General features: G+C 67.1%; 11 protein-coding genes. 5 read left to right on the forward strand and 6 right to left on the reverse strand.

What is annotated here, in order from left to right; all coding sequences use genetic code 11:
- Positions 1-48: 48 nt before the first annotated feature.
- The 5 genes from AC1DCF_RS10460 (at position 49) to AC1DCF_RS10480 (ending at position 6,999) form a co-directional block, all read left to right on the forward strand.
- Complete coding sequence (locus AC1DCF_RS10460) at positions 49-2,016, forward strand: ABC1 kinase family protein (protein WP_477210957.1); 1,968 nt, start codon at positions 49-51, stop codon at positions 2,014-2,016.
- A 97-nt stretch (positions 2,017-2,113) separates the two neighbouring features.
- Entirely contained in the window at positions 2,114-2,878 is a 765-nt protein-coding gene (locus tag AC1DCF_RS10465; protein WP_477210958.1) for a LamB/YcsF family protein, read from the forward strand.
- Between the two features lies 1 nt (position 2,879).
- Positions 2,880-4,535: a 5-oxoprolinase subunit B/C family protein gene (locus AC1DCF_RS10470; RefSeq protein WP_477210959.1), complete on the forward strand. Its 1,656-nt coding sequence runs from the start codon at positions 2,880-2,882 to the stop codon at positions 4,533-4,535.
- An 11-nt stretch (positions 4,536-4,546) separates the two neighbouring features.
- Entirely contained in the window at positions 4,547-6,292 is a 1,746-nt protein-coding gene (locus AC1DCF_RS10475) for an acetyl/propionyl/methylcrotonyl-CoA carboxylase subunit alpha (RefSeq protein WP_477210960.1), read from the forward strand.
- 20 nt (positions 6,293-6,312) lie between these two features.
- A complete protein-coding gene (locus AC1DCF_RS10480; protein ID WP_477210961.1) occupies positions 6,313-6,999 on the forward strand; it encodes a GntR family transcriptional regulator in 687 nt (228 codons plus the stop codon).
- 130 nt (positions 7,000-7,129) lie between these two features.
- On the opposite strand, the gene AC1DCF_RS10485 is transcribed toward AC1DCF_RS10480, so the two are convergent.
- The 6 genes from AC1DCF_RS10485 to AC1DCF_RS10510 form a co-directional block, all read right to left on the reverse strand.
- On the reverse strand, positions 7,130-7,915 hold the full coding sequence (locus tag AC1DCF_RS10485) for a putative hydro-lyase (protein ID WP_477210962.1): 786 nt from the start codon (positions 7,913-7,915) through the stop codon (positions 7,130-7,132).
- A gap of 7 nt (positions 7,916-7,922) precedes the next feature.
- Positions 7,923-9,152 (reverse strand): NRAMP family divalent metal transporter, encoded by a 1,230-nt coding sequence (locus AC1DCF_RS10490; protein WP_477210963.1) that lies wholly within the window; start codon positions 9,150-9,152, stop codon positions 7,923-7,925.
- 315 nt (positions 9,153-9,467) lie between these two features.
- The gene (locus AC1DCF_RS10495) at positions 9,468-10,682 is read right to left on the reverse strand and encodes an ABC transporter permease (RefSeq protein ID WP_477210964.1); all 1,215 of its coding nucleotides are present in this window, start codon (positions 10,680-10,682) and stop codon (positions 9,468-9,470) included.
- A complete protein-coding gene (locus AC1DCF_RS10500; protein ID WP_477210965.1) occupies positions 10,679-11,377 on the reverse strand; it encodes an ABC transporter ATP-binding protein in 699 nt (232 codons plus the stop codon). The genes AC1DCF_RS10495 and AC1DCF_RS10500 overlap by 4 nt, the downstream gene beginning before the upstream one ends.
- Positions 11,374-12,510 (reverse strand): peptidoglycan-binding protein, encoded by a 1,137-nt coding sequence (locus tag AC1DCF_RS10505; RefSeq protein WP_477210966.1) that lies wholly within the window; start codon positions 12,508-12,510, stop codon positions 11,374-11,376. The genes AC1DCF_RS10500 and AC1DCF_RS10505 overlap by 4 nt, the downstream gene beginning before the upstream one ends.
- Positions 12,507-13,031: a hypothetical protein gene (locus AC1DCF_RS10510; protein ID WP_477210967.1), complete on the reverse strand. Its 525-nt coding sequence runs from the start codon at positions 13,029-13,031 to the stop codon at positions 12,507-12,509. The genes AC1DCF_RS10505 and AC1DCF_RS10510 overlap by 4 nt, the downstream gene beginning before the upstream one ends.
- Positions 13,032-13,143: the final 112 nt, after the last annotated feature.

The raw sequence follows: 13,143 nt of genomic DNA on the forward strand, positions 1-13,143 counted from the left end.
CGCACACGCTAACTTTGATGACGACAGCGGCCAACGACGGGGATACACATGGCGACAGCACTCTTGAGCATTCTTCTGATGACCGCCTTCACGGTGATCTTCCTGATCGTGCTTGCCTCGTTCTCGCGGCGCATCCTCGGCGTGCGGATCGGGATCATCCGGCTTCTCCTCGCCGGCATGATCGGCCTCGGCGCCGAACTCGGATTTGAGTCCCGGTTCGTCTGGGACCAGCCGGAGTACACCCCGGCCTTGCTCCCGTTGCAGATCGCGATCGTCTTCTTCGTCGCCGTCGCATTCCTGGTCATCGCCGAAATCATTGTGCCGTCCGGCACCGTTCCCCGACCCGATCTCTGGCTGCCGTCGATCAAGGCCCGCTTTGCCCGCACGCGCCGCTACGCCGAAATCTCCCGGATCGCGTTGCGGCACGGCCTCGTTCCATTTCGGCTGAACACCGAGCCGACCGCTGCCGGAGCCGCTGAGCGCACCAAGCAAGCCCGTGCGCTGCGCGGGGCCCTCGAGGATGCCGGTGGCGCGTTCGTGAAGCTCGGGCAGGTTCTCTCCACCCGCACCGATCTGCTCCCGAAGGAGTTCCTCGCGGAACTCACCTTGCTTCAGCAGCGCGTGCCGCCGGCGGAGTGGACCGACGTGCGCCGCCTGCTCGAAACCGAACTGGGCGAACCGGTCGAGACGGTGTTCGCCTCGTTCGACGAGGTGCCCCTGGCCGCAGCCTCGATCGGGCAGGTGCACCGAGCGACCCTGATCGGCGGGGAGGCAGTGGCCGTCAAGGTGCAGCGTCCGGGGATCGTGAGCCTGGTCGAGCGCGACCTCGACATCACCGTGCGACTTGCTGCCCAACTGGAAAACTCGACGGCGTGGGGACAAGAACTCGGGGTGGTCGACCTGGCCCGCAACTTCGCGGCCAGCCTGCGTGACGAACTCGACTACGGCGTCGAATCACGCAACATGACGGCGATGGCACTCGCGCAGGCCAAACACGCGGAGGCAGAGCGGGTGGGGATTCCCCACCATTACCCCGAGATCAGCACCAGCAAGGTCTTGGTGATGGAACTGGTCGACGGTGACACGCTCAGCGATGTGAGCGCGCTCCGCGATCATTCGGCCGCCGAACGCGCCGTGCAGGCCAATCGGTTGCTGCGTTCGACTCTCGTTCAGATCATCGACGACGGGGTGTTCCATGCCGACCTGCACCCGGGCAACATCATCCTGCGCGGTGACGGCGAGCTGGTGCTGCTCGACTTCGGCTCAGTGGGCCGACTCGACTCGCAACTGCGCGCGCAGATCGGTGACGTCCTGCTGGCCTTCTACCGCGGCGACGCCGGGGCGTTCACCGACGCACTGCTGGCATTCATCGAACTTCCCGACGACATCGACGAGGTCAGTCTGCGGCGACAGATCGGTGTCTTCGTGGCGACCCGGCTCGGCCCGGGGGCATCCCTCGATGTGACTGTCTTCACCGAGATGGTGCGCATGCTGACCGCAAACCGCATCGCGGTGCCGTCAGAGCTCGCCCTGGCATTTCGCGCCGTCGCCACGCTGGAAGGAACCCTGCGGTACCTCAGCCCCGACTTCGACATCCTTGCCGAGGCCAGCGGCTATGCGGCAGACCGCGTCGCCGCAGGATTCAAGCCGCGCGCGCTGTTCACAAGCATCAACGATGAGGTGATGTCGCTGCTTCCCCTCGTGCGCCGCTTTCCCGAGCGCATCGACCGACTCACCGGGGCGCTCGTCAACGGCCGTTTCACCGTCAACATCCGACCCTTCGCCGACCGGCGTGACCGCGAACTCATTCGTGACCTCGTCAACCTGATCGCCATCACGTTTCTTGCCGCAGCGTTCGGCATTATGGCGGTGATGCTGCTGACAAGCACCGTGGGCCCCCAGGTCACGGCCACGCTGAGTCTCTTTCAGATCTTCGGCTACCTGCTCGTCGTGCTCTCGGGAATTCTGACGCTGCGGGTGCTCTACGACGTGTTCCGCATTCGCCAACGCAACTGACACGGTCGTGCGCGGCGGGTTGCCAGCTTGGATTGTTGAACAATCCGTCGAAATGGTGCAGGCTAGTGAGTAGAACTTTTCTTTCAATGGAGAACGGATGCCGACTATCACTATCGATCTCAACAGCGACGTAGGCGAGTCCTTCGGCAACTGGTCCTTCGGCAATGACGAGGCCATCATCGCCTCGGTCTCCAGCGTCAATGTCGCAGGCGGCTTCCACGCCGGCGATCCCAGCGGCATCCGGGCCACCTGCGCCGCCGCTGCCGCTGCCGGCGTCACGGTGGGGGCGCATCCCGGCTACCGCGACCTCGCCGGCTTCGGCCGCCGCTTCATCGACATGGTGCCCAACGAGCTCACCGACGACGTGATCTATCAGATCGGTGCGGTGCAGGCGCTCGCCGCCGCGGCCGGCACTGCCGTGCGCTACGTGAAACCGCACGGCGCCCTCTACAACACCATCGCCCGGCATCCGGAGCAGGCGCGAGCGGTGACCGAGGCGATTCTGGCCATCGACCCCAGCCTGCCGCTCATGGTGCTGCCGAACTCCGAGATCGCCCGGGTGGCGTCGGACGCCGGCCTCCGGGTTGTCACAGAGGCCTTCGCCGATCGCGCCTACAACGCCGACGGTTCCCTCGTTTCCCGCACTCTGCCGGGCGCCGTGCTGCACTCGGTGGATGCCGTGATCGAGCAGGTGCTGCGCATCGCGATCGACCGCCAGGTGCGTGCCATCGACGGTACGCTGATCGAGGTGTCGGTCGACAGCCTGTGCCTGCACGGCGATACTCCAGAGGCAGTGAGCCTGGCCGGTGCGATTCGCACGGCCCTGCTCGGTGGCGGCGTGAGCATCCGGAGCTTCGTTTAGCGTGGCGGCGACCAAGCCGGTGTCGATCCTGCGCCCCGTGGGCGACCGGGCGGTACTTGTTGAACTCGGCACCCTCGCCGAAGTCCTCAGTCTGCAGGCGCACCTGGAGCAGCATCCGCTCGCCGGCCAGGTCGATGTCGTCGCGGCCGCCACGACGGTTCTCGTGACCGCCGACTCGGCTCGCGCGGCGCGCGGCTACGCGGAGGCTCTCCGCCACCTCGACTTGACCGAGGCGGTCGTCGCCGACGACACGCTCGTGACGATTGACACGATCTACGACGGCCTCGACCTCGACGACGTCGCCGGTCTCACCGGATTGAGCCGTGAGGCGGTCATCGCCGCGCACGGCGACCAGACCTGGACCGCCGCGTTCGGCGGTTTCGCGCCCGGCTTCGCCTACTTGGTGGGGGAGAACAGCGCTCTGGCGGTGCCGCGCCGCAGCACACCCCGGCCAAGTGTTCCCGCTGGTTCGGTCGCACTCGCCGACACCTATTCCGCCGTCTATCCCCGGGTCTCGCCGGGCGGCTGGCAGCTCATCGGACACACGACGGCCACGATGTGGGACCTCGACCGACCGCAACCGGCGCTCGTGCGCCCGGGCAACCGCGTGCAGTTTCGGGCGGTGCGGGCGAGCCTGCTGACTGCTGCTGCCCCTGCTGCCCCCGCAACGCCGCTCTCTCTCGATCCCGCCGAAAAGCGTGATGTCCGGCCGAGCGCCGGCCTGATCGTGCGCAATCCGGGACTGCAGACCACCGTGCAAGACCTCGGCCGGCCGGGCTATGCGAGCCTCGGTGTCGCCGGTTCCGGCGCCCTCGACCGGGGCGCCGTGCGCCAGGCGAACCGGCTCGCCGGCAACGCCGCCACCGCGGCAGTTCTCGAGAATGCGCTCGGCGGCCTGGTGCTGCATGCTGTGTCAGACGAAGTGCTCGCGGTGACGGGAGCAACGGTTTCGCTCGAGGTCACCGACGGCGACGGATGCGTGCGCTCGGTCTCCGGATTCGCGCCGTTCGCGCTGCTCGCGGGCGAGACGCTCACCATCGGAACTCCGACCAGCGGTGTGCGCAGCTACGTCGCCGTGCGCGGCGGTTTCGACACCCCGGTGTTGCTCGGAAGCCGGGCCACCGACACGATGTCGGGTATCGGCCCGGCGGTGCTGGTGGCCGGGAGCGCCCTGGCGGTGCTGCCGGCACCCCCGACGAGTGTCGTCGGTTCCCCGGAGACCGGCTCGGCATCGCTCCCCGGGACCGGCTCCGCCTGCGCGCCCGATCCGGCGTCAGCGGAAACCGTCACCGAACTCCGCTACGTTCCCGGCCCCCGCGCCGACTGGTTCAGCGCCGAGACCCTCGCCGAGTTCAGCCGACAGAGCTGGACGGTCACCGCGCAGTCGAACCGCATCGGTTTGCGACTGGCCGGCGAGGCGCTGCGTCGGGAGAAGACAGGCGAGCTCGCCAGCGAGGGCACCGTCAGCGGAGCCATCCAGCTGCCGGCCTCCGGCCTCCCCGTCTTGTTTCTCGCCGACCATCCGGTGACCGGCGGCTACCCCGTGCTCGGCGTTGTGCTTGAGTGCGACCTCGACCGGGCGGCTCAATTGCCGACCGGAGCCCACATCCGTTTCCTTGCAGTCCCTCGTGCTGCATCCGTGTTGTCCCCGCAGTGAAAGAGCTCCCCATGCGAAAAGTACTGATTGCCAACCGCGGTGAAATCGCCGTGCGCATCGCCCGCGGCTGCGACGATGCCGGGCTCGAGTCCGTTGCCGTCTATGCCGACGTCGACGCCGACGCCTTGCATGTGAGCGTGGCGACCGAAGCCTTCGCCCTCGGCGGGGATGCGCCGGCCGACACCTACCTCAACGTCGACAAGCTGCTTGCCATTGCGAAGCGTTCCGGAGCCGACGCCGTGCACCCCGGTTACGGTTTTCTCTCGGAGAACGCTGACTTCGCGCAGGCCGTCGGCGACGCCGGTCTGATCTGGGTGGGCCCGAGCCCCGAAGCGATTCGCTTGCTCGGTAACAAGGTCTCTGCGCGAGAGATCGCAATTCGCGTCGGGGCGCCCCTTGTCGCCGGCAGCGAAGGAACCGTCGAGACCGCCGCAGAGGTACGCTCCTTCGCCGAGAAGCACGGCCTCCCCATCGCGATCAAGGCGGCGTTCGGCGGCGGCGGGCGCGGCCTCAAAGTGGTCTGGGAGATGGATGCGATCGAGGAGTCCTTCGACTCGGCCGTGCGTGAGTCCCAGGCGGCCTTCGGTCGCGGCGAGTGCTTCGTCGAACGCTTTCTGCACCAGCCGCGGCACGTCGAGGCCCAGATTCTCGCCGACGGCCGGGGCAACGTCATCGTCGTCGGCACCCGCGACTGCTCGCTGCAGCGCCGCAATCAGAAACTCGTCGAAGAAGCGCCGGCCCCCTTCTTGACCCCGGCCCAGCGCGACTTGATCTACACCTCGGCGAAGGCCATCTGCCGGGAGGCCGGCTACAGCGGCGCTGGCACAGTCGAGTACCTGCTCGCCCAAGACGGCACCATCTCGTTTCTCGAGGTCAACACGCGCCTGCAGGTGGAGCACCCGATCACCGAAGAAACCTCGGGAATCGACCTTGTGCAGGCGCAGCTCGCCATCGCGGCCGGCGGCGCCCTGCCAGTCGAGTGCGATCCCGAGGCGCGGGGGCACTCCTTCGAGTTCCGGCTGAACGCCGAAGACCCGGCGCGCGGCTTCCTGCCGTCCCCCGGCACGGTGACCGCCTTCGCTCCGCCGACCGGGCCCGGAATCCGGGTGGACACCGGGCTGCGCTCCGGCGGTCTCGTACCCGGGCAGTTCGACTCGCTCTTCGCCAAACTCATCGTCACCGGCGCCGATCGCCAGCAGGCACTCCGCCGCGCGCGCCGGGCCCTCGCCGAGATCGACATCCAGGGTCTCGCGACCGTGCTTCCCTTCCACCGGGCGGTCGTCGAGTCGCCGGCCTTCACCGCACCCGACCGGCTCGGGGTGTACACCGGCTGGATCGAAACCGAGTTCACCGAGCAGCTCCTGCCAGACCCGGCGCTCGGTGTGGTGCCGCCCGAGGCCGCGCGCCGCACGATCAGCATCGAGCTGGACGGGCGACGGATGGCGGTCGGCCTGCCCGCCGCGCTGCTCGCAAGCCTGGAGGCAGGCGCTCCGATCGGCGCTAACGCCGCTCTCGCTGCGGCAACGGCGACAGCCGCCGATCCGGAGACACTGCACTCCGCGATGGGCGGAACCGTCGTGAAATGGCTCGTTCCGGTGGGGGCATCCGTCGCCGCCGGTGAGCCAGTTCTCGTGATTGAGGCGATGAAAATGGAGTCGACCATTCGAGCCCACCGGCCCGGCATTCTGCAGGACCAGCTGGTACAGACGGGGGACACGGTGAGCGTGAACTCCGCTGTCGCATCAATCGTCGGCTGACTCACCCCTATCGTGGGCGTATGACTCTCGAAGACATCCTGACCGATCTGCGACAGCAGAGCGCCGAGGTGCGCCATGCGGAGACCGGAACCTGGGTGGCGTCAGTGCTGCGCGAACGCATCGCGGCCGGGCAGCTTGCGCCGGGCGCGAAGCTGGCCGAGGAGGCGCTCGGCGAAGTGCTCGGGGTCTCCCGCAATACCCTGCGGGAGGCGTTCTCGACCCTCGCCGCCGAGCATGTGGTGACACGGATTCCCAACCGCGGTGTTTTCGTCGCGCAGCCGACCGCCGACGACATCCGCGAGATCTACCGAGTGCGCCGGTTTCTGGAGCCGGCCGCGCTGCTCTGGGCTCCGCACGGCAACACTCAGCCGATGCATGCAGCCGTTGCCCGTGCGCGTCTGGCCCGTGCGAGCAGTTCGGTGTCAGAGATGGCGGGGGCGAACCAGAGCTTCCATGAGGCGGTCGTCGCCCTCGCCGGAAGCGAACGGCTGAACATTCAGATGGAACAGGTCTTGGCCGAGATGCGGCTGGTCTTCCACTCGATGGTGGCCGACCCGGGCTTCCACGAGCCGTACATCGAAGAGAATGCCCGCATCGCCGAACTCGTTGACGCCGGGGAACGCTCCCAGGCCGCGGAACTGATGGGGGACTACCTGCGCCGCGCGGAGGCGCAGCTGCTCGATGCGATGGTGGCCGAGTCGGTCTAGGACCATTTCGTTGGTCGAGCTTGTCGAGACCCGGTAAGCCGACCCCTCGGACGCACCCGAGGCTCAAGGATCGGCCGGCGGAAGTCTCGACAAGCTCGACCACCGGGTTGGGCGGCGACGCCCACCGACGCTACTCCACCAGGTAGTCCGAGTCTCGGGCATCCGTGATCAGCATGTGACCCGGCGCGTGCCCGATCGCCAGAGGCGGGCGCGACTCCATCACGGCCGCCTGCGGGGTGACCCCGCAGGCCCAGAAGACCGGAACGTCCCCGGGGTGCAACTCGACCGCGTCACCGAAGTCGGGCGAGCCGAGATCAATGATTCCGAGTTCGGCGGGGTCGCCCACATGCACCGGCGCGCCATGCACCGCGGGGTAACGTCCGGTGATCCGCACCGCGTCATCCACCCGGTCGGCCGGAATTGGGCGCATCGAGACGACGAGCGGCCCGCTGAGGGTTCCAGCGGGCACGCAGCGCCGGTTCGTGCGGTACATCGGCACGTTCTTGCCCTGGTCGATGTGCGCGATCGGCACCCCGGCATCCTGCAACGCCGTCTCGAAGGTGAAACTGCAGCCCACGATGAACGTCACGAGGTCGGAGCGCCACCAGGCCGAGAGGTCGGTCGGCGAGTCGACGAGCACGCCGTGCTCGTAGACCGTGTACCGGGCCAGATCGGTGCGGATGTCGCCCCCGGCGAGCAGCGGCCCGCTCGTTTCGCCCGCCTCAAGCACCCCGAGCACGGGGCAGGCCTGCGGATTGCGCTCGGCGAACAGCGCCACGTCCGCCGCCTGCTCCCGCGGCACGATGATGAGGTTCGCCTGGGTGAACCCTCGCGACCAACCGGCCGTGGGAGCCACCAGGCCGCCGCGGAACAACGCCCGGGCGGCGGCGGGAGTGAGGGAGGACGTTGCACTCATGCGCTGGCTACACCCACAGCTTGGCGAGGCCGCCGAGCGACTGGTAGCCGAGGAAGAGCGTGAGCAGCCACGCGGCGACACCGAGCAGCAGCAGCCACTTCGGGTAGACGTAGCCGCCGAGCAGGTCGCGGCGACGCCAAGCGACCCAGAGGATGACGGTGAAGCCGACGGGCAGGATGAGGCCGTTGACGGCACCGGCCATGATCAACAGGGTCGAGGGGGCCTGGCCGAGGAGCAGGTAGACCACGGTCGACACGGCGATGAAAACGCAGGTCGCAATGCTGCGGGTGCGCGGTTTCGTCTTCGCGCTCGTCACGAAGGAGATCGAGGTGTACGCCGCGCCGATCACCGAGGTGATCGAAGCCGCCCAGAGGATGACACCGAACAGGACCAGGCCGATGTCTCCGGCCGCGGCCTGGAACGCCGAGGCGGCGAGGTTGTCGCCGGTGAGCGTCACGCCGCCGGCAACGACGCCGAGAATTGCCAGGAACAGCAGCACGCGGATGACTCCGGTGATGATGATTCCGAAAATCGAGCTGCGTGTGATCTCGCCGACGTTCTCCTTGCCGGACACGCCGGCGTCAATCATCCGGTGCGCGCCGGCGTAGGTGATGTACCCGCCGATCGTGCCGCCGATCAAGGTGGTGATGACGAGAAAATCGATGTTGTCGGGGATGACCGCATTGCGCAGTGCCTCACCGAGCGGCGGGCGCGACACGATCGCGACGTAGCCGATGAGCAGGATCATCAGGGCGCCGAGCACGACGACAATCTTGTCGAGGGCGACCCCGGCCCGTTTGCTCAAGAAGATCCCGATGGCGATCAGAGCCGATACCGCGCCGCCGATCTTCGGGTCGATGCCGAGCATGGCGTTGACGCCCAGCCCGGCTCCGGCGATGTTGCCGATGTTGAAGACGAGTCCGCCGAGGCAGATGAGTGCGGCGAGAAACCAGCCGGCACCGGGGAACACCGTGTTGGCGAGTTCCTGGGCACGCTTGCCGGTGACGCCGATGACACGCCAGACGTTCAGCTGAACGGCGATGTCAACGAGGATCGAGACGACGATCGCGAAGGCGAATGCCGCACCGAGCTGAACCGTGAAGTTCGTGGTCTGCACGATGAAGCCGGGTCCGACGGCGCTGGTGGCCATGAGGAACATCGCGCCGACGAGGGCGCCGCGGTGTTTGTTCTTGAGCTTCTTCGGAGGCGTCGTGGGGGTGGTAATCGTCGTGGACATCGTGCTCACTTCCTTGGGGGCATCGTCAGCGCCGATGGCCACTGATGCTGGAAAAGCATACGATTGTTCAACAATCGACGCAAGGTGATCGCGGATGTTGAGCAAAACTCGCGACACGACAACGGTACGGAAGTCGACCTGGGGAGGCCCTGGCAGCGGGGTCGAGTCGCGCTCACGTGCCGGCATCCGCTCCCCTGATTCAGACGGGAGCCGCTTTCCCCCATTCGACGGAGATAAGTCGCGAATCCGGCCAGATGTGGCGGGAAACGGTCCAAATCGTGCACATCTCCGTCGAATGGGAGGGGTGTTGCTGCGTTAGGCGCTCAGCGCCGCCGTCGGCGAGGTGCGCGCGGCCCGCACGGCAGGCAGCACTCCCGCGATGGCGCCGACGGCGATCGTCACGGCGATACCGGCGACGAGCACTTCGGGCGGGATGGCCACGACCCACCCGTTGGTCTTGGCGGCTACCGCGGTGATGATCCAGCCGAGCGCGGTACCGGCGAGTCCGCCGTAGGCGGAGAGAAGCATGGCCTCGAAGAGGAACTGCACCCGGATGTGCTTCCGCGTGGCTCCGAGCGACCGGCGCAGGCCGATCTCACGTCGCCGTTCGAGCACCGAGATCACCATGGTGTTGGCCACGCCGATGCCGCCGACGAGCAGCGCGATCGAACCGACTCCGACGAGCAACCCGGTGAATGCCTGGTCGACGGTGTTCTGTGCAGCCAAAGCGTCGGACGGCCGGCTGACCTTCACCGCGCTCGGCGAAACGGGGTTGACGGTCGGTGGCAGCAATTTTCTGACCTCCATCACACGGGCCTCGTCGGAGCGCTCGTAGATCGTGGTGGGGCTGCCGGCGTAACCGAAAAGCTGTTGGGCGATCGATTCGCCGATCAACGCGGTCGAGTCAAGCTCCGGCACGAGCGGAGAGGAGTCAAGAATGCCGACCACCGTGAACTGGTGGTTGCCGAGCCAGACCAGTCCGCCGGCGTTTTGGACACCGAGCCGCTCTGCCGCCGTGCGTCCCAGCACGACGGTCGGGAACTGCGCGGTCGCCTCGTTCAACCAGGCGCCGGTCAAGATGGTCGATCCCGTCGCTTCCAGCAGGTCGAGATCGGCCGCGGCAACGGTCAACCCGCCCGTGCGAGAGGGCTCGATCTGGGCATTCCGGAAGACGAAGATCTTCTCGAGGGTGCCAATCGAACTGGCGTGCTGCACGCCGGGAATTCGACGGATGAGCGCGGTCGCCTCGGGAGAGAGCGGGGTGTTCTGGCCAAGGAGATCGGTTCCGCCACTGACCGTGAGCAAATTGGTGCCGAGGTCGGCCAGCTTCTCTTTAATGAGCGCCTGACTGGATGTCGAGATGCCGATCACCGAGATCATCGCGGCGATGCCGATGGCGATGCCGAGCGAGGAGAGGATCGCGCGCATCGGGCGGGCGCGCAGACCGTGAAAGCCGAGCGAAAAGAGGTCGCCCGCACGCAGCCGGGAGCGGAGGGAATGCGTTGTGCTGGCGCTCGTGCGACGGCTCATGCTGCAACCCCCGCGCTCGCGTGCGCATCCGCCACGATCTCGCCGTCGCGGATGCGCACCTGGCGCGGCATCCGATCGGCCAGATCCTGGTCGTGGGTGATCACGACGACGGTGGTGCCCGAACGGTTCAACTCGTTCAAGATCTCCATCACGCCTGCACCTGACTTGGTGTCGAGGCTTCCGGTCGGTTCATCGGCGAGAAGCAGTCGCGGTTCGCCGACAACGGCCCGCGCGATGGCGACGCGTTGGCGTTCACCGCCGGAGAGCTGGCGCGGGTGGTGCGTGAGGCGGTCGCCCAGGCCGACGCGCTCGAGAGCGATGGCGGCGAGGCGGCGACGTTCGCGCGGCGGCATCCCGGTGTAGAGCAGGCCAGTCGCCACGTTGTCGAGAGCCGTGACACCGTCGGAGAGGTGGAACTGCTGAAAGATGAAGCCGATCGTGTAGGCGCGGAGCGCCGACAACTCAGCGTCGGTCATTCGGGTCACGTCGTTGCCGGCAATCTTCGTCTCGCCGGAGCTGGCCCGGTCGAGTGAACCGATGATGTTGAGCATGGTCGACTTTCCCGACCCGCTCGGGCCGACGATTGCGAGCATCTCACCCTCGTCGATCGTCAGATCGACGCCATTCAGTGCCACAGTGGGCGGCGAGCCGTAGCTGCGAGTCACGCCGTGGAGCTCGACGATGGCGGGACTCATTTCGCCACCACGACGGTGTCGCCCTCGGCGAGCTTGCCTCCGGTGACCGCGACGAATCCGTCGGCGAAAGCGCCCAGCTCGACCGGAACCAGCTTCGTGGTCTTGCCGGACGTCGAGGGTTCCTTCAGCGTGACCTCCACGGCGAATCCGCGGCCGGGCTGGGCAAGCAGGGCGGCAACCGGAAGAAGCAATGCGTCTTCTTGCTTGGTCTGCGTGAGCACGATGCTGACCGACACGTTGTCGAGGGACTCGGCGGCCGCCGCGTCGTCGAGGGTGAGGGTCACCGGAATCTTCATGGTCTTGCCGTTGGTGCCGTCCTTTTCGACGGGGGTGCCGATGGCGACCACGGTGCCGGTGGTCTCCGCGCCGCCGGGCAGCGCGATCTTCACCTGTGCGCCGACAGGAGCGAGCGACTGCTGTGAAGTATCGATGAAGGTTTGCACCTCTTTGTTCGCACCGGTGACCGAGATCACCGCGGCCCCGGCCGCATCGCCGATTGTGGCTTTCGGCGCTTGGATTCGCACGTCGGCGGGGGAGAAGATGACCCGGCCGGTTTCGATCGTGCCCGTCTGCTCAAGACCCAGGGACTTCTGCCACTTTTCGATGGCGGTGGCCGTGCTCCCGGCGAATTCTTCGTCGGGCTCCCGCGTGAAGAAGCCGAGCGTGGCCAGATTCTTCTCGAGTTGCAGCACGTCGGCGCCATCCGTCATACCGGTGCTGAAAGCCCGCCAGACCGGCAGGTCGCCGTGCATCAGGATGACGGGCATGTTGTCGACACGAAAAAGCTCCTGGCCGGTTGTGACGACGGTGCCGGCGGGCGGGAAGCCGGTGACGATGCCGGACAGCGAGGTGCCGAGGTCACGGGGGGCCGAATAACCCAGCGTGCCCGACGCGCGCACCAGCTCGGTGAGGTCGCCGCGGCTGATCTTCAGCGTCTCGACGTTCACGGGCTTCGGGTCGGAGCTGGCCTTGTTCGGGGGTTGAACGAGCACGATGGCTGCGGCGACCGCCGCGACCACGAGGAGGCCGATGACGCTGAGGAGCAGGGCGCGCTTGGTGCGGCGCGGCTTGGCGACGGTGCCCGGTCTGTCGCTGCCGGCGGCGACGTCGGTGGGGTCAGTGGTGGCGCTCATTTGGTGGTTTCTTTCTCCGCCTTGGCCGAGCAGGCGTCGACGGTATTCGGGTCGACGTCGGACCCGAACGCCGCGCTCATGCCGCCGGAACCCTTCACCGGGTCGGGGTAGTCGTAGCCGGACTCGCGCATGCATTTCGCGAAGGCGAGCTGCGTGTCGAACATTTCGTCTTCGGTCGGCTGGTTCGGGTCGACCGGAGGCTCGCCGATCTTCCCTGTGCACGCGGCGGAGGCCTTGTCCAAGGCGTCCATATCGAACTGTGAGGTGTCGACCGAGCCCGTCGATCCACCCTCTCCGCTATCTCCGCCGGTCAGGTCAAAGCCGGCCTCCTTCATGCAGTCGTCCATCTGCTGGCGCCAGTCGACGATTGAGGTTTCGTAGTCGTCGGTCTTCAAGTCCTGGCCCTTGTCGGCACTGGGCGAGCAGGCGGTCAGGCCGAGCAAGAGGAGTGCGCCGGCCGCAGCCGCAAGGGAGCCGGCGACAGTACGACGGATGGTGCGGGTGGGGAGAGTTGGGTGCATGGCCTTGTCTTTCGTCAGATGCCTGGTCGGGTGACTGGGCAGATACCAGTTCAGCAAGAGGGAGGTTTCGAGAACGTAAAGTGGCTGGCTTACCTTTTGATAACCACGCGTC

Source organism: Leifsonia sp. 10L418 (genome assembly GCF_056395445.1).